The sequence below is a fragment of the Gemmatimonadaceae bacterium genome (assembly GCA_035633115.1).
Classification (GTDB): Bacteria; Gemmatimonadota; Gemmatimonadetes; order Gemmatimonadales; family Gemmatimonadaceae; genus UBA4720.
On record DASQFN010000047.1, the window covers coordinates 506,946 to 529,658 of the forward strand.

A 22,713-nucleotide genomic window follows, 5' to 3' on the forward strand; every position below is an offset into this window, starting at 1 on the left:
CCTGCAATTCTCCGGCTCCTGCCTGCGTCATCATACGACGACGCCACCGAGCACGGTTTCAGCGAGCTTGCCCCCCTCGAGCAGCAGAACACGGCCGGCGCGCGCGGCAAGCCCCCTGTTATGAGTCACGACGATCATACCGATCTCGAGGTCATTTACGACCTCCACCAATAGCTCGTGCAGCATCTCCGCATTCGCAAGATCGAGATTTCCGGACGGCTCATCGGCGAGGATAACCTTGGGATCCATCGCCAGCGCCCGGGCAACAGCGGTGCGCTGCTGTTCGCCCCCTGAAAGCTCGCCCGGCCGGTGGTGCATTCGCGCCGAGAGCCCCACCCGCGCCAGAAGCTCCGCCGCGCGACTCCGCGCTGTATCGTAATCGCGATCGGCGATTCGCAACGGCATCATCACGTTTTCCAGAGCAGAAAACTCGCGAAGCAGATGATGGAATTGAAACACGAAGCCAACCGATCGGTTTCTGAGGGCGGCGAGCTGCTCCTCATCGAGTCCGTTGATCGGTTCACCCCCGACGACGACATATCCGCGCGTCGGCTTGTCCAGAGCGCCGAGTACGTGCAGCAGCGTGCTCTTGCCTGCGCCGCTCGCTCCAACGACGGCGACCATTTCGCGCCGGGCGAGACTCAGGTCGACGCCCTTCAGAACGTTGATCGTTCCCCCGTCGCCGCCGACGTACGTCTTGTGGAGGTCGTGTGCTTCGAGGACGGCCGTCATTCGTGTCTGATCGCGTCGATGGGGTACAACCGCGACGCCTGGATAGCGGGGTACAGCGTGGCAACGGCCGACGTGAGAATGCTAGCGAGCACAATCCACGCGACGTCCACAGGCTGTGTCGCAACAGGCAGGTGATCGATGAAATAGATCTGCGGATCGAGCGGGATGAACTTGTATCGCTCCAGTGCGTAAGCGCCTCCGAAACCCACAATCAGGCCGAGCGTCGTTCCGACTGCGCCGATGACGACTCCCTGCACCAGGAAGATCCGCCGCACCGACTTGGCCGGCAGACCCATCGCCTTGAGAATTCCGATCTCACGCGTCTTGTCGGTGACGACCATGATCAATGTGCTGACGATGTTGAAGGCGGCGACTACGACAATGAGCAGGAGAATGACACCCATGCCCATCTTCTCGAGCTTGAGCGCCTGGAACAGCGAACGATTCTGCTCCATCCAGTCCACAGTACGGTAGGGCCAGCTGAGAGCAGCGGTGAGACGTTCCGCCACAACCGAGGCAGCCCAACGGTCCGTCGTCTTAACCTCGATCCCCGTCACGCCTTCGCCAAGCGCCGCGAATTCCTGGGCTTTGTCGAGCGCCACGAACACGTACGAGTTGTCGTACTCGTACATCCCCGTTTCGAAGATCCCGGTTACCTCGAATTGATAGACTCTCGGAACGAAACCGCCCGTGACCGGATTGGCCTTCACTCCCGCTATCGAGATCAGATTGATCTTGTCGCCAGGCCACGCGTTGTACCGCCCCGCAAGCAATTTGCCGAGGACGACGCCGCGTCGTTGCCCATCGCTGCTGGCAAAGCGGAAGTCCCCCGACGTCGCGTGCTGCCGGATGGTGGTGACATCGGGGACACCGCGCGCCTGCGGGGGAATCCCCACCACGTAGGCGGCGCCCGCGTAGTCGTGCCCGGCGTTCATACCACCTTCGACCAGCACGAACGGAGCGGCGGCAACGACGCCCTGCTGTCGCTTGACCTTGTCGAGGATCGACGGCCAGTCGGTGATCTTCAGGTCCTCCCCGTAGCTCAACACCCGGATGTCAGGGCTGCCCACGAGAATCTTCTCGCGAAGGTCGCGCTGCAGGCCATTCATCACGCCGATGATGAGAATGAGTGCGCTCACGCCCACGACAACGCCCGCAATGGCGATGAGGCTGATCAGCGAGAGCAGCTTGGATCCGCGGCGGCTGCGCAGATATCGCCAGGCGATGGAAAGCTCGAGCCTGGTCATTCAGGCCTCATCGTCGGGAAAAGAATCGCGTCGCGGATGTTAGGTGTGCCCGTGAGCCACATGAACAGCCGGTCGACGCCGACACCGACGCCACCCATCGGAGGCATTCCGTATTCCATTGCTCGAAGATAATCCTCGTCAACGCCCACGGCCTCTTCGTCTCCGGCATCACGGAGCCGCGATTGCGCCTCCAGTCGCGACCGCTGGTCCACGGGATCGTTGAGCTCGCTGAAGGAATTTGCCAGCTCCCGGCCGTCGGCGAAAAGCTCGAACCGCTCCGTGAGACGCGCATCTCCGCGCTTTGGCTTTGCCAGCGGCGATAGCTCTACCGGATAGTCGAGAATGAATGTCGGATCGACGATGGTCGATTCGACGATCGCCTGAAACAGCTCGTCCATCAGCTTGGGACGGCTCAACGTTTCCGGCTTTTCGACGCCTGCTCGTCGCGCCATCTCGCGAAGCGAAGCATCTTCTGCGGCCAGCACGTCAGTGCCGAGCCCGGCGTTGAGCGCCGGAACCCATTCCAGGCGAGGCAGCGGCTTGTTGAAGCTGGGAATCGAATTCGCGAGCTGGGGGACCGAGCGCAGCGACGCGATGATCGCTTCGAGCAGCGATTCCACTCGTCCCATCATCGTCGTGTAGTCCGCGTAGGCCTCATAGAACTCCAGCATCGTGAATTCCGGATTGTGAGTTCTATCTATCCCCTCATTCCGGAAATCGTGCCCGATTTCGTAAACACGCTCGAAGCCTCCAACGACGAGTCGCTTCAGATAAAGCTCGTCGGCGATCCTCAGGTAGAGCGCCATGTCGAGGGAATTGTGGCGCGTGACGAACGGCCGCGCCGCGGCACCGCCGTACTGCGGCTGCAGGATCGGCGTCTCTACCTCGAGATATCCGAGCCCGTCGAGGAATGAGCGCATTGTCCCGATCATTCTCGACCGGGCGGCGAAGTGTGTCCGCACCTCAGGATGCACCGCCAGGTCCGCATAGCGCTGACGATAACGCTGCTCGGGATCACTGAATCCCGAGTGACGAATTATCTGGCCGTCAATTTCTTCTTCCTTCCCGAAGGGCAGCGGACGCAGGGACTTCGCGAGTATCTCGAAGGACGCGACGCGAACGGTCACCTCACCGGTGCGCGTTCTGAACAAAGGTCCCGCGACTCCGATGATGTCGCTGAGATCCAGCTGATGCAGCAGCGCATAGCGATCGTCGCCGAGCTCATCGCGTCTGAAATAGAGCTGAATCCTGCCGCTCGAATCGGCCAGGTGCGCGAAAGCGGTTTTTCCGTGTGCTCGCCACGCGACAATGCGACCGGCGATGCTGACACTCGGCCCATCAGCAGCTGGCGCAGCGCCGCCAGTCGTCGCACCAGCGCCGGCATCCGGCAGGAGCGCGAGCGCTGCTGCCGTTGTGTGCTCGCGATTGTAGGAATAGGCGAATGGCTCGACACCGGCGGCGCGAATCGCTTCGAGCTTCTCCCGCCGCGCCCGCAGGACGAAGTTCAGGTCGTCAGTCATTACCGGGCTGCTGCGTCATTCCCTGTGATCTTGAGGTATGCCGTGATGAACGGATCGATCCCTCCGTCCATCACCTTCTGGACGTCGGGAATCTTCAGCTCGGTTCGGTGGTCATTGACCATCGTGTAAGGCTGAAACACGTAGCTCCTGATCTGACTTCCAAAGCTCACGTCGGCCTTCGTTGCATCGACCGCCGCTTTCTCGCGCTCCCGTCGCTCCACCTCCGCCTGATACAGCTTGTTCTTCAGCATCTTCATCGCCTGCGCCTTGTTCTTGAACTGCGAGCGCTGTTGTTGAGATGCCACAACCGTGTTCGTCGGAAGATGCGTGATCCGAACAGCCGAGCTCGTCTTGTTTACGTGTTGACCGCCGGCCCCGGATGCACGATAGACGTCGATCTTCAGATCCTCATCCCGGATCTCGATGTTGATCTCCTCGTTCACCACGGGATAGACGAACACCGACGCGAAGCTCGTGTGCCGGCGTGCGGCCGAATCGAAAGGCGAGATGCGAACGAGCCGGTGAACGCCCGTCTCCGCTCGCAGGAATCCGTACGCGTACTGACCGCGGATCTCCACCACCGCGCCTTTGATGCCGGCCTCCTCGCCTTCGCTCTCGTCAAGCAGCTCGAGCTCGAACCCGCGACGCTCAGCCCACCGTGTGTACATCCTGAGGAGCATCGACGCCCAGTCCTGCGCCTCGGTTCCACCGGCGCCGGCGGCGATCTCGACCTGCGCGGCGCGCCAGTCGTCTTCGCCAGTCATCAGTGTCTTGAGCTCGAACGAATCGATCTCCGAATCGAGAGACTCGATCATGTCGTCGAGCTCCTTCTCCATTTCGGTGTCAGACGACTCAGTCAGCAGCTCGTGGAGCTCCCGGGCTGTTGTCAGCTGGGTCTCGAGCTTGTCGTAGGGGTCGACCCACGCACGCAGCGCCTTCACTTCCTGAAGGGTTCGCTGGGCGTCTTCCTGATTCGACCAGAAGGAAGGATCTGCCATGCGCAGGTCGAGGGAAATCAGCGACCCGCGCTTCCCCTCGATGTCAAAGATACCTCCGCACTTCAGCGAGACGCTCGGCGCTGCTCGTCAGCGTTCGGCTTCGCTCTCCGATGGTGTCTGCCATTGTCGTCGCGTCCTAGAAGATTCGCTTTCCGGCGCCGAGCACCTCGTTGAGGGCTTCCTGGAAATGCGTCGTGGTCCGCGCGAAATCGGATCCGACCTGAGTGACGTACTCCTCGTAACTCTTCTTTATCTCTTCGCGGAAGAGGTCCTTGAGAGTACCACGCTGCAGCCCTTCGGAGTGTTTCGCCGGATAGTAGGCGACCATGTCCGAGACGAGGGCGCGCGCCAGCCGCTTGGCCCGAAGGCTTGGATCACGCGCCAGGAAAGGATTGATCGGGCGTCGCTCGCCGGGAGCGGGCGCTGGTGCGGCAGTCGCGCTTCCGCTCATCGAGGACGCCGCGGCAGCCGGCTGTGACGGTGGTTGCGGCGTAACCGGGGGCGGAGGTGGAGGAGTGAAAGACGGAACGGATATCGGCGCGACAGCGGCTGGCGATGACGCCAGAGACGGACTTGTTGCGGACGGCGGCGTGAACGGCCAGACCGGCTGCATCGGAGTCGGTGAGGACGGCGTGGGCACTGACGGCCATGGCGCGCGCGGCGTTGGGCGAGGCGGGGGAAGCGCCGCGGGGCGCGGTGGCGTGGACGACCGCTGGCGCATTGGAGCAGCCGGTGTACTCGGCGCGGGCTGATGCATCGACGCGGACCGCGCATACTCAGACGGCGGGCTCTGATATGCCGGCGTCGGGGGTGTCTGGTATGCCGGCGTCGATGGAACGTGATGAGCCGAGGGTGCGACTGGCTGCCGTTCTGCGGTCATCCCAACCGGGATCACTCCGCCGCACGCCGAGCAGCGCGCGCGGACTCCGCCTTGTGGCACCTTCGCCGGGTCCACGCGAAACACGGTCGAGCATTGCGGGCAGCTTACATTCATTCCTCGTCTCCAGCGGCATCGTGAATACTCGGATGACGCGTGTCGTGAACCGGCGGACGCTCGTCTGTTCGGCGATCGACCGTGAACACCGAGCCAGGCAGCGACTTCGCATACGTCTTCATCTCGGTCGCCAGCTGGCTGATCTGACGCGCTTCCTTGATCGATCGCCGCGCATTCGTGACCACTCCGATCGACAAAGTCATCAATGGAACGCGATCGAGAACTCCCCGCCTGTCCTTGCCGAAGAAATATCCGACACGCCGGTCAGTCTCGGAATACTGATATGGTATGAGCTCGTCGAACGTCGATATGATCTCACCGCACACCTCGGCGACCTCGGTCGGCGGAATAATGAAGATAAAGTCATCGCCGCCGATATGCCCGACAAATCCCGCTTCTCCCGCCGTACCCTTCACGACGTCGTGGAGAATCATCGCGAGAATCCGTATTACCCTGTCGCCCTGATTGTAACTGTACCGGTCGTTGAATTCCTTGAAATGATCGAGATCGGCGTAGCACACAGCGAAGAGGCCCTCGATTGCGAGGAGCCGCTTGATCTCCGCTTCGATCGCGCCCGCGCCAGGCAGACGTGTGGAAGGATGCACCCCGAGATCTCTGTCGGAGCGTGCGAGAAACGCGTCCATCCGGAGGCGGACTGCGTGGCCCGGAAGATCAGCGGTGATGACCTCGTCCGCCCCCGCTCCGAAAGCAGTGGCGAGGGCGTTCGCGTCATCCGCGCAGAGAAACACAGCGGGGACGACGCCTGTGTAGGAATCCTTTTTCAAACGTGTGCACGCCTCGAGCGCTTTGGCTGGCGCGAGTCTGCCGTCGAACAGCACAAACCGGGGCCTGCCGCGCAGCGCCATCGCCATCAGCTCGTCGGCCAGTCCGATGCTCGCGAGCGTCACGCTCTGCTGCGAGAGCCAGCCCTCGACGTCCGGTGGCAGGTCCCCGCCGTGAGGGCGGTAGAGCACAGCGCGCACTCCCGATGGACTCGAGCTCGTTCTCACCTGGTGACCCGGAGGTCGGCTCAATAGAAAAAGAAGGCTACGGCAATCGCTGCATACGCGATCAGCAGGAACGTCCCCTCCAGCCAGTTAGACTCGTTGTCCTGCATGACGGATGACGCCACACCTACCGCAAGTGCAACGCTCGCCACCTCCAAGGTCGTAAAGGCCAGATCCATCGGTTGGCCGAGAGCGAGACCGAGAAGGACCAGCAGGGGAGCAATCAAAAGCGCCACCTGAATGCTCGATCCGGCTGCAATGCCGACGGCGAGGTCCATGCGGCCCTTCATCGCCATGAGAACTGCCGAGCTGTGTTCCGCGGCGTTGCCGATAATGGGAATCACGATCAGTCCGACGAAGATCTCGGAGAGTCCTAGTGAGCTGACAGCCTCCTCCGTCGACGCCACGAGAAACTCGGAGAGAACGCCAATCGTCGCGGCCACTATCACAAGAACCACCAGAGACTTCCGCATCGACCACTCGGGCGGAGTCTCGTGATGCGCAACATCGCCTCCCTCACTGAAAGCAGCCTTGTGAGTCCACATCGAGTAGATGAGTGAGAGCACATACCCGAGTATCAGCAGCCCCGAGATCCACGTCGACATGCGGACCGTCGCGACGCGCTCCGGATCCGGATGGACAGCCTGGAAGACTGCCGGCAACACGAGCCCGATGACGGCGACTACCAGCAGCGTGCTGCTCATGCCGGCCAGGCTTCGGTTGACCAGCTGCGTCTTGTACTTGAGGCCGCCGGCCAGCTGCGCGGCTCCGAGAACGAGCAGAAGGTTTCCGATGATGGATCCCGTGATCGATGCCTTCACGAGCTCCACCATCCCGGCGCGCAGCGCAAAGCCCGCAATGACAAGCTCCGCGAAATTGCCGAGAGTTGCATTCAGCAGGCCGCCGACGGTAGAGCCGGTATGGCCGGCGAGCTGCTCGGTCGCGTTTCCGAGCAAGCCGGAGAGCGGAATAATTGCCGCGCAGCTCAGAAGAAAAATCACGATCGGCGACGCATGGAGGAGCTCTGCACCGATTGCGAGCGGGACGAAAATCAGCAGCAGGTAGAATCGCTTCATGTAATCGATGAATGGCAGAGGAAGATCAATGAGCGCCCGGTACCAACAGTGTGAAGCCCAGCCGTGTACCGCTGCGGCCGTCCCTGCTGAAGCGCATTCGAACCGAGACGTAGGCGTCCACGGCACTCAGGATGTGATTGGCGATTATCAATCCCGCGGTCTGCTCGGCGCGCTTGAACGCGGCGTTGCTCGCGCTCACGGAACGCCGATACTGCTGAAATCCTTCGGCCGCGCCGATCCAGGACCATTGCAGGTCGGTTGGAACCGCGCGGGTTCTGTAAAAGGCAAGCGCCGACTGAAACTCGGGCGAAGAGGGAGCCGGGGGCGCGTCCGGATCGCGCCAGTAAGTCTGCCGCGCGAGGAGCCAGATCGAACCGTTATAGGTCGCCGGGTCCGCCTCCGGGTCGAGATCGCCTCCCGGAACTCGGTCGTAGGCACCGCTTGCGGCAAACTTCTCCATTCGTTCGTAGTAATCCCAGTCGCCCCCTGGACCGGCGGGATTGAACGCGGCGCGTGCGACACGCGAGAGCTCACGATATCGGTCGCGGAACCTGTTTCCATCGCTCTCTTGCCTGGAGTACCGAATCCAGCCGAGTGCCTCGACTCCGGCATAAATGAATGCACGGCCACTCTTCAGCAGCGCCTGGCCCGCACCGGGAATAACCGCTGATGCCAGCGTCGCAGCAGCCAGTGACGGTCCCCGGCGGTCTGGTGCCGGGTCCGGCGATTCGGCAGAAACCGCGAATCCAGCACGGGCTTGCGCGAGCGATTGACCGCCGGCGCTCAGCGGCAATAGAGCGGCACATGCCACACCAAGAATAGGGACGAATCCGGTCCGAGCCGTTCTTCGCATTCAGAACAGGTAACGAAGCGAGAGATAGGTCGGAGTTTGGCCCGCGTCCGCCGACAGCCCGCCAAACGTGCGGGCAATGTCGAACATCAATCGTCCTGCAACGACGCCAAATCCCAGCGCCGTCCGTGCGCCGTTCGCGTCGTTGGCGACATAGCCGCCTCGAAGATGAATGTTTTTTTCGTAAGCGAGGTCGGCGCCGATCCGTGCCGCAGGATGGTCGATGTCCTTGTCCGACACCACCGCGGCAGCGATGCGCAGCTCGGTATCAGCAACAAGGGCGGCGATGAAGGGAACCTTGTATTCCGCGCCAAGCTCGATGCGCGTCGGCAACGGGTCCGCCTGCTCGCTGTCGTTCACCTGCAGCCGCGTGCCGACATTTCTCACCGCCGCACCGACCACGAACTGTGAGTCCGATGGAACGTCGTACTGCATCCCGAAGTCGACTGCGCTCGAGGTCGCGGTGAAAGTCGAGACGTTGGTGCACTGGCCTGAGCAGTCGACGCGGTATTGAAGTCGCTTGTAGGTTACGCCGGCGTTTACGCGCTTCCCGAGAGCGGCACCGTACGTGGCGGCGAAGAGAATGTTGCGCGGTAGAACTACGCCGATCGGCACTCCTCCCGGATCCGTTATCTGCTGGTCCCCGAAGTTGAGCACGTTCACCGATAAGGCGAGAGCGCCGACGTCAGCCGTTGGATACAGGACGGTTATCGCGTCGCCCGTCGCCGCAATTGTCTGCGAGTGGTGAATTCCGATCTCCTTCTTGTTCTGGCGCGCGATTGCCGAAGGGTTCCACCACACGGCCTCACTTCCCGGCTGTTCGGCGACCATCGCCTGCCCCATGCCGACGGCACGGGCGCCGACCGGAAGGAGCAGAAAGAGCGCTCCGTCGGTGCTGCTACCCGTCTGCGCTTCCGCAGCGGCTGCCGGAAACGCCACCACAACGAGCGATCTCACTACATGCCTGTGGAAGCCGGCCAAACGTCGGCGCCAACGATCGAGAGAGGAGTTCATCACACTGCGCCGATATCGCTCGCGAGCGAGCGCTACAGCGGCGTTGCCTCGTCGATGAGCATTATCGGGATGTCGTCCCGGATGGGATAGCGCAGCGAGCACGCGTGACAAATGAGGCTGGCTTCAGCCTCGCGATACTCGAGATCGCCCTTGCACTTGGGGCAAACAAGAATTTCCAGAAGCTGAGGATCGAGACTCATGCGCCCTTGTCCTTTGCGATGTGATAGCCGAGGCGCTCGAGCGCGGTAGTGCTCCGGCGCCAGTTCGGTAAAACCTTTACCCACAAATCGAGGTAGACGCTTTCGCCAATGAACGCCTCGACCTTCTTGCGCGCTGCCTTCCCTACCTCCCGGATGCGCGCGCCACTGGCTCCGATGACGATTCGTTTCTGACTTTCGCGCTCCACGTAGATCACTGCTCGAATGTACACAGGCGAGCGGCCCTCGCGGAACTCCTCGACGCCGCAGGCGACGCTGTATGGAATTTCGTCGTGCAGCTGCTCGAGCACCGTTTCGCGAACGAGCTCGGCGACAAAGAATCGAACGGATTGCGTGCTGATCTCGTCGTCGGGATAGAGAAACGGACTCTGCGGCAGATGAGAATCGAGTCGCGCGAGAAGCTCCGGAATTCCCTCCCCGGTGACAGCAGAGATGAAAGCTGCATCCGGGTGCTCCCCTGCCAGGCGGCGATGTTCTGCAGCAGCTAGCAGGTCGATCTTGTTGAGCACCAGGATGACTGGCGCGCGCGGAGGGTGATCCAGTCCCGCTACCTCCGTCAGAGGCCGAGGCGAGCCGGCCGTCGCATCGGATATGTAGGCGATTACGTCGGCGTCGGCCAGCGCAACGAGCGCGGTGGATCGCATCGACTGCTGAAGTGCGTACACCGGCTCGAGGAGCCCAGGCGTGTCGAAGACAATCATCTGGGCGGTGGCGGTGGTGTGGATTCCCACGATGCGATCGCGAGTGGACTGCGGCTTGCGGCTTGTGATCGCGAGCTTCTGCCCGATGATCCGGTTGAGCAGGGTCGATTTACCGGCGTTTGGTGCGCCGGCCACGGTTACGATTCCAGCGCGGGTGCCGGATTGTGTGTCGGTGCCGGGGGCCATCGGCTAAGTATAAGGCGAGCCGCCCGCCCCCGTGCGTACCCTAGCCACCCGCTCAGGAAGCGGTGCCTTCCGCCATAGCAGCCAGAGGAGCAGTCCAACGAGAATGAACAGCGGAATCGGGGACGGATTGGCTGCAAGGAACGGCGCATACGCTCCCGACATCTTGCGAAGCACCGTCAGCCATGGGAGCTCGAGGCCGCTCGTAAAGATGCGCGCCAAGGCTGTGGGGACTGCTTCCCGGGTCATCGCAACGGCCCACGAGATGATCACGGCCGGCACGACGAGCGCTGCGGCCGCCCGCCACGGCAGCCGAAGAAGCACCGGAACCAGCGCAATGAAAAGGAGCGGAACGGCCGGAACCATGTAGCGGACGCCTGTGTTGAATTGCATGGCGGCGAATTGTACCGAGCTCGCAAACACGTATAGCGCCGCGCTCCCAGCGAAGATCAACGCCAGCTCGCTTGGCGCGGGTCCGCCGTCACGCTCGCGGCCGCGGATGAAAGGCGCGGCCAGCGCGCCCAGCAGCATCGGACAAAAGACGAACAGCCCGTACTCTGGATCGAAAAGATTCCCAGACAGCAGGCTGAGGCTCGGGATCGTGAAGCCGTGCCAGCCGCGCACGCTGAATTCTGTCGCCGGAATGTATGCCTGCGCGGGAAGCCATGGGTTTCCGAACGCGGCCCATTGGTAGATGCTCAGCAGCAGCAGCGGCCCGAGAGCGCCGGCAATCAACAGGAGAGGCCACCTGAATGCGAGCGTTTTCCCGCCTCGCCGCCATCCTTCCCAGATGCACCACACGCCGAACGCAACAGCCAGTGCGACACCGCTGTAATCACACAGCACGCAAAGGCCAAGCAGCGCCCCCGCGCCAATAATCCGCGCGTCCTGACGATTTTTCGGCGCCTCCTCGGAGTCACGACCCTCGGCCGAGCTGCTCGCGGAGGGGCGAAGACCAACAACCAGCACGTACGCGATCAGCACCGCATGAGTGACGATTGCGTTCTGGTTGAGGAACGCACTGCGAAAGAAGATCGGCGTTCCGAATGCGTAAAGCAGAGAGAGCCACAATGCCTTGCGCTCATCGCGAAGTCGCGCGCGGAGGAACAGAAACATCACCAGCGCGCCGAGTGCGCCGAGCGGAACCATGAGTCCGGCGTGCATGCTCGCCGCGGCGAGCGCCAGCTTCACGTCGAGCCCCCTGCGCCGCGACTCGTTCATAAACGTCGTTCTGTTCGGGCGCGGATCGGCGTAGGTTGCCGCCGGCTTCGGACGAGCGAGCTCGGGCTTCGCACGGAAGATTCCTGCGATGACGGGACGGGCTATCGCGTACGGAATCGCGCCGAGCATCGACGCGCCTGGATTGCTGTTGATGTATGAGCCCTTGCCCGGGATCTCGAAGAGATCCGGGTGCAGACCGAGGTACTCGTCGACACGAACCGAGAGCTTCTCGCCGAGCGCGATTGCCAGGTAGGTCTCGCGCACGACATTGGAGGCGAAGTGGATCGAGTACACGATCCAGACTGTGATGAACAACCGCGCCGCGACGGACAGTCGCGGCGACCGCTTGGTGCCTCCGGACGATCGGCTCATGTAGAGCTGTCGAATCTACCATCTGCATCGTGTCTCGACACCGGAGGAGACCAGCATCATCTTGTGCTCCCGTGACGGGCATCCTCACAAAACAGCCACGCTCTGTAGGGGAGGAGCCGGCGGCAGCCACATCATCCGCGATCCCCACCGGCAGCCGCCGCGGTCCGCTTCTTCAGCTCGCCCCGTCGGATCCGGATGTGTCTCCCAGGAGCTTCGGAGCGATCCTCGCAATCGTTCTCGTCGGTGCGCTGATTGTGCGGTTGTATGATCTGGGTGACGGACTGTGGTACGACGAGATCGACACGCTCGTTCATTACGTCCGTCGTCCATTTACTGACCTCGTCAGCATCTTCGACAACAGGAATCAGCACGTTCTCTACTCGGTGCTCGCGCATTGGAGCACGGGAATCTTCGGCGAGAGCGCCTGGGCCCTGAGGCTGCCTGCGGCACTCCTCGGCGTCGCCAGCATTGGAGCACTCGCCTGGTTCGGCGCAATCGTCGGTTCGCGCGCCGAAGCGCTCGCCGCCTCCGCGCTGCTCGCTTTCTCGTACCATCACGTGTGGTTTTCGCAGAATGCGCGCGGCTATACGGGGCTGATGCTCGCCACTCTGATTGCAAGCGGATTGCTCGTGAAAATGACGACCGCAACCACACGGAGGCCCGGGCCTGCGGTGGCGTACGCGGTGACCATGGCGCTCGCCGTTTACATCCATATGACTGCAGCCTTGATCGTTATCGGCCACGCGATCTGGTGGTTCGGGCTGGTGACTTTGCGGCGCGAAAAGCCGGCCTGGCCGGAAGCATGGCTTCCGCTCATCGCGTTCGCGCTCTCCGCCGTCATTGGCCTGCTCCTCTACTTGCCGGTTTTGTCTCAGCTCGTCCCGACGCTGCTTGCGCCCTCGGTCGGCGGTGCTACGGCAGAATGGATGAACCCGTTGTGGTTCGTTGCGGAAACAATCCAGGGGCTAGCCCGCGGTCTTCCCGGTGGCTGGCTGACATTAGGCGTGGCCGCAATCATCGGTCTCTGCGGACTCGTCAGCTATGCGCGGCGCACCCGGGCGTTAACCGCTCTGATGCTGCTTCCCGCAATCGTGACGGGAGCGGTCATGCTCGTCGCAGGGCACAATCTCTGGCCAAGATTCTTTTTTTTCGCAGCTGGCTTCGGCGCCTTGATCGTGATCCGCGGTGTATTCGTCGTGGCGAAAATCCTGTGGCCGTCGAGAGCGCGTGCGCTCGCGCTCGGCGGTGCCGGGCTACTCGTCCTCGCGAGCGCCACCACAGTGCCTCGAGCGTGGCAGCCGAAGCAGGATTATCTCGCCGCGCGGAGCTTCGTGGATCGCACGAGTCGTCCGGGCGATGCCGTCGTCACGGTCGATATGACTGAGGTACCGTTCATCGACTATCTTGGCCGCCCGTGGATGCTCGCGCTCAACCGCGAGCAACTGGCTGCAATCGAGACGCAACATGCGCGGACGTTCGTTCTACTTACCTTTCCAGTGCGAGTCGCCGCTATCAATCCCGAATTGCTTGCCCATATCCGCAGCAATTACACCAAAGCCGCTGAATTCCCCGGTACCGTTGCCGGAGGCGAGATCATTGTGATGACGAGATAATGCGCGAGCCGGAACAGAGCAGCGTCGGAATCGTCGAGAAGATACTCGACCCGCGCGACCGCGCCCTGCGGCGCGAGGTGTCGGTCGTAATCCCGGCATACAACGAGGCCGCACATGTCGCGTCGCAGATCAAGAGCGTGCGCGACGTGATGGAAAACAGCGGATGGCGATATGAGCTAATCGTCGTCGACGACGGCTCCACCGACGGCACGGCCGAGCAGGCTGCGATGGGAGAGGGAGCGCAGGTGCTTCGTCACCGCCGAAATCGGGGTTACGGGGCGGCACTCAAGAGCGGAATCCACGCGGCACGCTACGACTGGATCCTCATCACCGACGCGGACGGAACCTATCCTCCTTCGGCGATTCCCGAGCTGCTTGCCGTCGCTGCGGGCGCCGAAATGGTTGTCGGTGCCCGAATCGGCGCATCAGTTCAGATACCCGTCGAAAGGAAGGCAGCAAAGTCGTTCCTCCGCTGGCTGGCGAGCTACCTCGCGGGCACAGACCTGCCCGACCTCAATTCCGGTTTGCGATTGATGCGAAAGGATCTGGTGGAGCGTTACGAGCACCTGTTACCCTCCGGCTTCTCATTCACCACGACGATTACCCTTGCCGCCGCGTGCAATGACCATCAGGTCGAATACGTTCCAATCGACTATCACACGCGTCTCGGAAAATCGAAGATCCGCCCGCGACAGGCCTACGATTTCACGATACTCATTCTCCGCACCATCGTCTTCTTCAATCCTCTGAAGGTTTTCATTCCGCTCGGCGTTGTGCTTGCTCTCGCGGGATTCGCGAAATTCGCGTATGACCTCACGAAGAACAATCTTTCGGAAAGCGCGGTTCTCGCGCTGCTCGGCGCACTCATCATCTGGTCTGTCGGGCTCCTCGCCGATCAGAATGCCCGCATAGCTTCGCACCGAAAATGAAGCTCTGGCTCAGGATCGCAGTGAGCGGCGGATTGCTTCTGCTCCTGCTCCTGTTCCTCCCCTGGGACACCGCTCGAGCCGCGATCGGTCGACTACCATTCTCATTATGGATGGGGGCGCTCGCAGGGTTCATCGCGGGCCATTTCCTCGGTGTGCTGAAATGGCGCGTGCTTGTGAACGTCGACGGCGGCCGACCGCTCCGAATGCTCGATGCCGTGCGGTGCTACTCGGCGGGCCTCTTCGCAAATCTGTGCCTGCCAAGCATCGTCGGAGGTGATGTGTTGCGCGCGGCTCTCGCCGCCAGGGTGACCCGAAGTCCGGAAGCAGCGGTGCTCGCGGGCGTGGTCGATCGGATAATCGATGTGGCGACTCTCGGACTCCTTATCGCGGTCGGCGGAGTCTTTGCGCGAGATGCTATTCCGGCATGGGGCCGTGGCGCGCTGACGATTTCCCTTCTCGTTGTCGCTCTGATAGTTGTGGTTTTTCTGCCTTTGCTGGTCCGACGACCTTTGGAGCAATGGCCCCGCCGTTTCCGGCGCCGGATCGGCCGCGGCCTCGTTGCGCTGAGGAGCGTCGCGCGCAATCCCGGAAGCGCCTTCATTTCATTGACGCTGTCCGTGATAATTCAGAGCTCATTCGTGCTGCTCAATGTCGCCATCGGACGCGCGATCGGAATCAATGTTTCGCTCGCCGTGTGGTTCGTCGTCTGGCCGCTGGCAAAGGTCGCCGGGCTTTTGCCAATCAGCCTTGGCGGTCTCGCGGTGCGCGACGCTGCCTTTGCCGCGCTCCTTGTTCCGCTCCGTGTACCGGTCGCGCTCGGCATCCTGGCGTCGCTTGTGTGGCAGTCGGTGCTGATTGCGGGCGGCCTTCTCGCTGGCGCCGTGTGGTGGATCATCGCGAGATGCGACACTGCCGAGTCGCGTTCGACTGTCAATGCAGTCTCGCCGGTCGCACCCGGTTGATCCGATGCGGAAGCCACACATAGTAATCCTCGGCGCCGGCCCGGCCGGCGTTGGAGCGGCATATCGTCTTCGCCGTGAGGACCGGGCACGCGTCACCGTCATCGAGCAACAAGCGGTGGTGGGAGGAAACGCAGGAAGCTTCGACGCGGGCGGACAGCGGCTGGACTATGGAAGCCATCGCCTTCACCCCTCCTGCGACCCCGCAATTCTCGCTGATATTCGCACGCTCCTTGGCGACGATCTCCTCAATCGGCCGCGCCACGGACGCATACGACTCCGTGGCAAGTGGATCCACTTTCCACTCGCGCCACTTGATCTGCTGCTGAAACTCGACCGGAAGTTTGCAGTGCGGGCGCTGCGGGATATGACTATCGGCAGGGTCACACGCCGCGCGCGACAAGCCGATGACACGTTCGCATCTGTGCTGCTTGCCAGCCTCGGCCCGACGATCTGCGAAGAATTCTACTTTCCTTATGCCAGGAAAATCTGGGGGCTCGAGCCCGACGAGCTTTCAGGTATTCAGGCGCGGCGTCGCGTGTCCGCAGGGTCGTTTGGCAAACTTATTCGCAAGGTTTTTTCAGGAATTCCCGGCATCAGATCAAAGAGTACGGGTCGTTTTTTTTATCCGCGCCGGGGATACGGCCAGATCAGTGAGGCCTACGCTCGAGCGGCACACGAGCTCGGCGCCGAGTTTCTCATGCAAACCAGAGTTATATCCATCCGGCGAAGCGAAGGCGCTGATGCAGGCTGGAACCTGACCGCAATTCGGAACGATGGCTCCGTAGCGATGGAGGCAGACCAGGTGTGGTCCACGATTCCGATCACGTTGCTTTCGCGTCTCATTGGCCCGGAGCCGGATCCGGCTGTCCTCGACGCAGCCGGCGGGATCAAGTATCGCGCAATGCTGTTGATCTATCTCGGGGTCCCGACAGACCGGTTCACTGAATATGACGCGCACTACTTTCCGGGCGCCGATGTAGTGATCACGCGCCTCTCCGAGCCCAAGAATTACTCGGCGAGCGACGAGCCGCGCGGACGAACAACACTTTGCGCGGAGCTGCCCTGCTCTGTCGATGACCATTGGTGGAACATGAGCGATGCCGCGCTCGGCGAGCTCGTTGCGAGCGACCTGGATCGCGCCGGCATTCCACTGCCGGCTGAGCCAGTGGCGGTGCATGTCAAACGGCTACGGCACGCCTATCCGATTTACGAAAGCGGATACGAAGCACCGCTCGAGACGCTCGACTCATGGGCCGAGTCGCTTCCTGATCTTCTGACATACGGCCGACAAGGGCTCTTCGCCCACGACAACACCCACCACGCGCTTTTCATGGCTTACAGCGCCGTGGATTGCCTCGCCGAGGGGGTGTTCGATCGCGCAAAATGGCGTGACTACCGGCGCGTGTTCGCCACTCATGTGGTGGAAGACTAGACGTTCAGCGAGGGTAATCCTCCGCGGCGCAGAGAAATTCCGCCGAGCAATGCCAGCGTCGCCACATATCCAGCCACGCCCGTCAGCACCGCGATCCAAAGCGTTTCCGGTGCGATGACGATCAGCATCGTCGCCATAACGGCTGCCGCTACTGTTGCCTTCCAGAATCGACTCAGGATTGTCACGGGAATTCCGTATTCGCGAACTGCTAACACGGCGACGATCATCCTGGCCGTTTCCGTCACGACTGTCGCCACCGCGGCCCCTGCCAATCCAAACGGCGGAATGAGCAGCAGGTTGAGCACTATGCTGAGCGATGCCGCCAATGCCGTGAGACGAAAAATCTTATCCTCTCGTCCGCGTGCGAGGAGTGCCATTACCGGAACGTCCCTGAGCAGGGATACGGGGATTGCCCATACGAGAATCCGCAGAGCTGGCGCAGATTCGGTGTAACCGCTCCCGAAAATCGATTCGATTATCTGCGCCGACAATAGGGCTCCGCCAACCGCGATTGGCAGCCCGACGGCGAAGACGTGAGCGGTCGCGGTGTGATAAACCTCTTGATGATCCGCAAGTACGGCACTTGTTCTCGTAAGACCGGGCAGCAGCGTGAGAAAATACGCTGCACCCAGATTGGCTATGAAGCTCACCAGTGTATATGCTACGGCGTATAGCCCGACGGATTCGCGGTCGCGCAGGAACCGCAGAAAGATCAGATCCGAGTTGTAGATGAGAAGGCCGAGCAGAGCGCTGCCTACGAGTGGTACCGCGCGGGTGACGAGAGGACGAACCGCCGTCCAGTCGAATGTGATGGGAAGACGAATACCCTGCCGAGCCACCCACCACAGGAGTATCCCAGCGGCAAGGGCATCTCCGATGAATTGCGAGACTGGGGCAAATAATAGATCTGCGCGGCTCCGAACGAGCACGATGACGAGCACGACCATCATCGCCTCTCCTGCTGCCCGTGCTGCTGCAACCACGTGCGTCCTTTCCAGTCCAACCAATATCCAGCGTGCGCTCGCTCCCACCGGAATGAGCGTCAGGGCGAACATGGCCAGCACGAGATCGTCGGGATGAGGAAGGAGGATGATCGCGACGGCTGCTACAATCGCGGCGAGTACCACCGCAACCGCAAGGCGAAGCGTGATGAGCGAGGGCGCTCGCGCGATTGTAGCTTCCGGATCGGCAGCCATCTCGCGAACTCCAATGCCGAGGTCTATTCCGCCGTCGACAATTCGGGCAAGATAGATCAGAATCGCTGTCGAGAAGCTGATCGTTCCGTATAAATCCGCGCCAAGTGTACGGGCGAGGTAGACGGTGCCCGCAAAAGCGATGATACGCGCTCCGCCCTCGGCCGACGTGAGCGCCAGAAATCGTGGTACGATTGGATCGCTAGAGCGGACGATAGATCACCAGCCCGCAATACACCAACCAGGCAGTCGCTACAAGAAGAAGCTGCCGGTCGTTGAGAAGCGTGTGCGTTGGACTGCCGCCTTCACGCTGGTGCACCAGGAACAGGTAGCGAAATACGCCGTAGAGTACGAACGCCGCGCTGTAGCTGAGCAGGTTCGTGCCGACGGCATTCGCCGTTGCCGACTCCAGGGTGTACATGATGTAGCAGATGACCGTCACCGACAGCAGCACCATCGACATCTGATCCAGGAACGCGGGCGTGTATTGAGCCAGCACGCCGCGATGGCCCGCCGATTCGTCCCCCAACAGAACCAGCTCATGCCGTCGCTTCGTGAATCCGAGGTACAACGCGAGCAGGCCGCCACACAGTAGAAGCCACACCGAGGGCTCAACGTCGACCGCTGCTGCACCCGTGAGAAGCCGAATCACGAAGAACGAGGCGATCACAAAGACGTCGAGAACAACGACCTCCTTGAGACGCCACATATAGAGGACGTTGAGCGAGACATAGAGCGAGATGAACAACACAACAGATCGACTGACCGTCGACGCGAGCGCGAGACCCGCGAGAATCAGCGCAAGGCCGCCGAAGATTGCACTCCTTGTGGCGATGCGGCCCGCTGCAACAGGGCGCGCGCGTTTGATGGGATGAATGCGGTCTGCGTCCCGGTCCATCACGTCGTTAATCGCGTAGACGCCGCTCGACACAAGGCAGAACGCCGCGAATGCCAGAAGTGCCTGCGTCAACGCCGGTGGATCGAACGCCCTGCCGGAAAAGAGAAGCGGCCCGAGTACGAACAGATTTTTTATCCAGTGGGCCGGCCTGAAAAGACGAAGCCAGTCCGCGCTCATGAGATGTATCCGAGCCCGCTCAGTCGCTCGCGAATTGCTTCCTCTGCATCGGCTGATGTGGCGCGTTGATGGGAGATTCCCGCCAGGGATCCGCCAAAGAGCGAACGGCCCTGAAACGAATCGGGTATCTCATATCCGCCGACCTCCATCAGCGTAGGCGCGATGTCCAGAAGCTTGGCATTCTTTATCTCACCAAGCTCTGGGACATTCGGCGCAGCCAGGACAAACGCGCCAAACTGCGCATGATTGCAGTGGTCGGGGCCTGAATCGTTTTCGCGCAGGTGAACAAGGCCGCGATAACCTACGCCGCCGATCGATCGCCAATCCAGACCGCCGAAGTGAACGACCAGATCAGGCGCGACGTTCCGCACTTCTCTATAGATCTCTTCCGGGCGAAAGACCAGAGTTCGGAGCTCCTCTTCGTCCGGGCCCGCCACCGCTTCGAACCGCCGCTTCATCTCGTCGCGAAAGCTTTCGTACTCATCGGGCTCGATGACGCCCTGCGGCTCGCGATCCTTCACGTTAAAGAACACACGCGCGTAATAGCCACCCTCGCTCCACACCTTCGTGCGACCCCAGTCGATCTTCAGCTCGCCGAACGGAGTCACTGCGTCGGGATAGCTCTCGAGCGTCAGCAGCCCCTGTTCGACCAGCCACTCGTTGACGCAGAATCCGCCCTGCAGCGCCTGTGCACCGTGGTCGGAAACAACGAGCACCGCTGTGTCGTCATCGAGCAGCTCCAGCAGCATGCCGATCTCTTCATCGAGGTGAGCGTAGAAGGATGCGATCACCGTCTCATACGGGTTGCCGGCCTCGTAGTCGGGGTGTTTCGGATCCATGTACTTCCAGAAGCCGTGATGCACCCGGTCGAGAGCGATGTTGACGAAATGGAAGTAGTCCCACTCCGCGTTCTTCAGGTAATGCCGCACCACCGTGAACTGCCGGCGGCTCATCTCGAAGATCTGGTCGCGCAGCCATTCCTTGTCGTCCGTCCGGAAGCCCTTGACGTCGACCATGTATTCACCGACGAGTGATTTTATCTCGTCCTTCACCGCCGGAGGATGCGTGTATTCCTCATCCACGCTCGGCGTCATGAAGCATCCCACGCAGATTCCGTTGACCTTCCGCGGAGGGAACGACGGCGGCACACCGATCAGCACCGCCTTCTTTCCCTCGAGGGCCAGATGATCCCAGATCGTCATTGCCTTGAACGATCTCGAGTTTGCGATCGAAAGGTTCGCGTACGTGTGATCGGCACGGTTGCGGAAACCGTAAACGCCGAGTGATCCAGGGTCCTGGCTGGTGACCATGCATTGCCATGCGGGAATCGTGATCGGGGGAATTACGCTCTCCAGCCTGCCATAGCAGCCACTTGCCATCAGTCGGCGGATGTTTGTCAGCTTTTCGTTGCCGAACAACAGCTCGGGTGCGGCGCAGTCGAGACCGATCACCAGAATCTTCATGTAAGGAGCGACTTCCCTTCCATCGCCGCGCCTTTCGGCAAGCCGAGGGCGTCGAGTATCGTCGGCGCGAGATCGACGAGACGGGCGGAGTCGCCGTCGAACGGCCGGTTCATGAAGAGAATGCCGGGAACCAGAGTTGGATCGATGATGTGATCGCCGCCCCACTTCTTCACGTTGTCTTCGCAGAGACCGGTGGGGACGCCGCCGAGGGCGGTTGCCCACGACACGCGGTATCCTTCCGCAAAATTGACGACCAGATCCGGCGATTCGGCCGAGTACGCTCCCGAGTACACCTCCTGCCGAGACGAAACGCTCCGAATCGCGACGCTTCCGCGATCGGGATCAGCAAATCCCGATAAGCCGCGCCTGATATCAGACATGACTGACCCCACGTCCTCAGGGGTAACTATCCCGTCCCGCTCCCGACCGGCGAGGTTGAGGTAGATGCTTCCGAGGCCCAAGGCATAAGCGCGTGTTCCGGCCCAGTCGACATTGCGCATGAAATCTCCAGCCTCTTCGCCTGGTGAGACCCCGTCGCAAAGCTTCAGGAAGCCGTTCTCCCGGAGCCAGCTGTTCAGATGGACTCCGCGCTGGAAGCTGTTGAACCCGTGGTCGCTCAGCACGATGAAAAGCGTGTCTTCGTCAGACGCAGACATCGCTTTTCCAACGACCTCGTCGCACCGGCGGTAATGATCCTCAATCACATGCGTAAAATCGACCGGATTTTCCCCGCTGCCGTCGGATGCATTCGCGGGATGATCCGGCTCGCGAAACCGCCAGAACATGTGCTGAATTCTGTCGGGCGTGTCGAAGAGACAGAAGAAAAATCCGTTATCGAGACGCTCGAGCTCGTGGAGCATCATCGCTTCTCGCTCCCGCATTACCTGCTCGCACTGATCGAGGTACGCGGCTTCGCCGAAGCGACCATTAGAGAGACCGTTGTGGTCCTCCACCATGCCTGTCGTGTGGAAAGTGCCGACACTGCGCGTGAGCTCACCCGCATACTCCCACGGTGAGCTTATCGGAAACATCGGCGCTGCTGGATCGAAATTGACCGGCGATGCGTAGAGCTCGATGTCCGGTTCGAGGCGCACGAGAAAAAACCGAAGCATTCCCCTGACCGACTGAAGCATCCCGCTTTTGAATTTGATCTTCAGCCACTCGCTCCATTCCCCCTGGCGCACCTCGAGCTTCCCCGGCTCACCGCTCGACTCCACCAACAGCCGATTCGTGCTTCGCTCAACGTCCAGCCTGATCTCAAACCGCAGGTCGGGCGACTGACCGGAGTCACGCTTTGGGTTCCTCGGGCCTATGACGTGGGTTACCAAAGTCTCGTCCGCTTCGCTCGGGAGCTCGATGACGTTCTCGCTTTCGCCCGCCTTCACACCACGTTTCGAGGTGTAGAACGTTGCCGTCCCGAGCCCGCCTCGCAGATCGGGAACGCCCATGCCCGCGAGCGCTCGACCATCGAGTTTGTCCGGGGGGTAAGTGCAGGGGCACCGCAGCACCACCGACGGAATCCCCGCTTCGGTGAGAAGGTTCCATACCGTCACGCCACGCCTCAGGTTGACCGCCTTTGGCGGAAGAAACGGGCTCTTCTGCTCGTAGCTGTTGAGCGCCAGGTCAGGCAGATACGTCTGCGGATCGCGCCGGATGAAATCGAAGATCCCATGCCCCCCCGGGTTGGTCCCGGTCGCAAAGCTGGACCATGCAACCGGTGTTTGCGCCGGATATGTAGTCCGCACCCGCGAATACCCACCGAGATCGCGGAGCCTCGCGAGGTTTGGCAGCTCCCGCCGCTCCAGCATCGGCTCGACAATCTTCGGCTCGAGCCCGTCGAGCCCGATCACGATCACTTTCTTCACCTGCGTGATCATCCGGCTGGCACGCAACTCAGAAAAACGCGGGGCCGG

General features: G+C 61.5%; 21 protein-coding genes. 5 read left to right on the forward strand and 16 right to left on the reverse strand.

All coding sequences use genetic code 11. The features are described from left to right. Positions 1–30 precede the first annotated feature (30 nt). The 5 genes from VES88_06940 to VES88_06960 form a co-directional block, all read right to left on the reverse strand. Positions 31–732: an ABC transporter ATP-binding protein gene (locus VES88_06940; protein HYN81221.1), complete on the reverse strand. Its 702-nt coding sequence runs from the start codon at positions 730–732 to the stop codon at positions 31–33. Then, positions 729–1,979: an ABC transporter permease gene (locus VES88_06945; GenBank protein ID HYN81222.1), complete on the reverse strand. Its 1,251-nt coding sequence runs from the start codon at positions 1,977–1,979 to the stop codon at positions 729–731. The genes VES88_06940 and VES88_06945 overlap by 4 nt, the downstream gene beginning before the upstream one ends. Continuing rightward, complete coding sequence (gene lysS, locus VES88_06950; GenBank protein HYN81223.1) at positions 1,976–3,499, reverse strand: lysine--tRNA ligase; 1,524 nt, start codon at positions 3,497–3,499, stop codon at positions 1,976–1,978. Before lysS ends, VES88_06945 begins: the two co-directional genes overlap by 4 nt. Further along, a protein-coding gene (gene prfB / locus VES88_06955; protein ID HYN81224.1) for a peptide chain release factor 2 occupies positions 3,499–4,621 on the reverse strand; the annotation gives its coding sequence in 2 pieces (ribosomal slippage) (positions 3,499–4,542 and positions 4,544–4,621; 1,122 coding nt in all). The genes lysS and prfB overlap by 1 nt, the downstream gene beginning before the upstream one ends. Before the next feature lie 12 nt (positions 4,622–4,633). Continuing rightward, entirely contained in the window at positions 4,634–4,948 is a 315-nt protein-coding gene (locus tag VES88_06960) for a hypothetical protein (protein HYN81225.1), read from the reverse strand. Between the two features lie 64 nt (positions 4,949–5,012). Here VES88_06960 and VES88_06965 point away from each other — a divergent pair, with 64 nt between their 5' ends. Then, positions 5,013–5,249 (forward strand): hypothetical protein, encoded by a 237-nt coding sequence (locus VES88_06965; GenBank protein HYN81226.1) that lies wholly within the window; start codon positions 5,013–5,015, stop codon positions 5,247–5,249. Positions 5,250–5,487: 238 nt separating this feature from the next. Here VES88_06965 and VES88_06970 read toward each other — a convergent pair whose 3' ends face one another. The 7 genes from VES88_06970 to VES88_07000 all read right to left on the reverse strand — a co-directional run bounded on the left by VES88_06970 (position 5,488) and on the right by VES88_07000 (position 12,133). Next, positions 5,488–6,525, reverse strand: a complete 1,038-nt coding sequence (locus VES88_06970; GenBank protein ID HYN81227.1) for a diguanylate cyclase — start codon at positions 6,523–6,525, stop codon at positions 5,488–5,490. Continuing rightward, complete coding sequence (gene cax, locus VES88_06975) at positions 6,522–7,574, reverse strand: calcium/proton exchanger (protein ID HYN81228.1); 1,053 nt, start codon at positions 7,572–7,574, stop codon at positions 6,522–6,524. Before cax ends, VES88_06970 begins: the two co-directional genes overlap by 4 nt. A 25-nt stretch (positions 7,575–7,599) precedes the next feature. Next, the gene (locus tag VES88_06980; protein HYN81229.1) at positions 7,600–8,427 is read right to left on the reverse strand and encodes a hypothetical protein; all 828 of its coding nucleotides are present in this window, start codon (positions 8,425–8,427) and stop codon (positions 7,600–7,602) included. After that, a complete protein-coding gene (locus tag VES88_06985) occupies positions 8,428–9,381 on the reverse strand; it encodes a PorV/PorQ family protein (GenBank protein ID HYN81230.1) in 954 nt (317 codons plus the stop codon). Positions 9,382–9,470: 89 nt separating this feature from the next. Further along, a complete protein-coding gene (locus VES88_06990; protein HYN81231.1) occupies positions 9,471–9,638 on the reverse strand; it encodes a Trm112 family protein in 168 nt (55 codons plus the stop codon). After that, positions 9,635–10,543, reverse strand: coding sequence for a GTPase Era (gene era, locus VES88_06995; protein HYN81232.1), 909 nt, complete (start codon positions 10,541–10,543; stop codon positions 9,635–9,637). Before era ends, VES88_06990 begins: the two co-directional genes overlap by 4 nt. Positions 10,544–10,546: 3 nt before the next feature. After that, positions 10,547–12,133 carry a hypothetical protein gene (locus VES88_07000; protein ID HYN81233.1) on the reverse strand — a complete coding sequence of 529 codons (1,587 nt, stop codon included), beginning with the start codon at positions 12,131–12,133 and terminating at the stop codon, positions 10,547–10,549. A gap of 71 nt (positions 12,134–12,204) precedes the next feature. Here VES88_07000 and VES88_07005 point away from each other — a divergent pair, with 71 nt between their 5' ends. From VES88_07005 to VES88_07020, 4 genes are read left to right on the forward strand one after another with little or no spacing between them, the layout of a single operon-like run. Continuing rightward, positions 12,205–13,746 (forward strand): glycosyltransferase family 39 protein, encoded by a 1,542-nt coding sequence (locus VES88_07005; GenBank protein ID HYN81234.1) that lies wholly within the window; start codon positions 12,205–12,207, stop codon positions 13,744–13,746. Next, on the forward strand, positions 13,746–14,675 hold the full coding sequence (locus VES88_07010) for a glycosyltransferase family 2 protein (protein ID HYN81235.1): 930 nt from the start codon (positions 13,746–13,748) through the stop codon (positions 14,673–14,675). Before VES88_07005 ends, VES88_07010 begins: the two co-directional genes overlap by 1 nt. Further along, positions 14,672–15,637 (forward strand): lysylphosphatidylglycerol synthase transmembrane domain-containing protein, encoded by a 966-nt coding sequence (locus VES88_07015; GenBank protein HYN81236.1) that lies wholly within the window; start codon positions 14,672–14,674, stop codon positions 15,635–15,637. Before VES88_07010 ends, VES88_07015 begins: the two co-directional genes overlap by 4 nt. A 4-nt stretch (positions 15,638–15,641) precedes the next feature. Continuing rightward, positions 15,642–17,069, forward strand: coding sequence for an FAD-dependent oxidoreductase (locus tag VES88_07020; protein HYN81237.1), 1,428 nt, complete (start codon positions 15,642–15,644; stop codon positions 17,067–17,069). On the opposite strand, the gene VES88_07025 is transcribed toward VES88_07020, so the two are convergent. Genes VES88_07025 through VES88_07040 form a run of 4 tightly spaced genes read right to left on the reverse strand, consistent with a single transcriptional unit; the run spans position 17,066 to position 22,665 of the window. After that, a complete protein-coding gene (locus tag VES88_07025) occupies positions 17,066–18,478 on the reverse strand; it encodes a flippase (GenBank protein HYN81238.1) in 1,413 nt (470 codons plus the stop codon). The two genes, VES88_07020 and VES88_07025, sit on opposite strands and share 4 nt — an antisense overlap. Continuing rightward, positions 18,465–19,337: a decaprenyl-phosphate phosphoribosyltransferase gene (locus tag VES88_07030; GenBank protein HYN81239.1), complete on the reverse strand. Its 873-nt coding sequence runs from the start codon at positions 19,335–19,337 to the stop codon at positions 18,465–18,467. The genes VES88_07025 and VES88_07030 overlap by 14 nt, the downstream gene beginning before the upstream one ends. After that, positions 19,334–20,800 carry an alkaline phosphatase family protein gene (locus VES88_07035; GenBank protein ID HYN81240.1) on the reverse strand — a complete coding sequence of 489 codons (1,467 nt, stop codon included), beginning with the start codon at positions 20,798–20,800 and terminating at the stop codon, positions 19,334–19,336. Before VES88_07035 ends, VES88_07030 begins: the two co-directional genes overlap by 4 nt. Further along, complete coding sequence (locus VES88_07040; GenBank protein HYN81241.1) at positions 20,797–22,665, reverse strand: alkaline phosphatase family protein; 1,869 nt, start codon at positions 22,663–22,665, stop codon at positions 20,797–20,799. The genes VES88_07035 and VES88_07040 overlap by 4 nt, the downstream gene beginning before the upstream one ends. Positions 22,666–22,713: the final 48 nt, after the last annotated feature.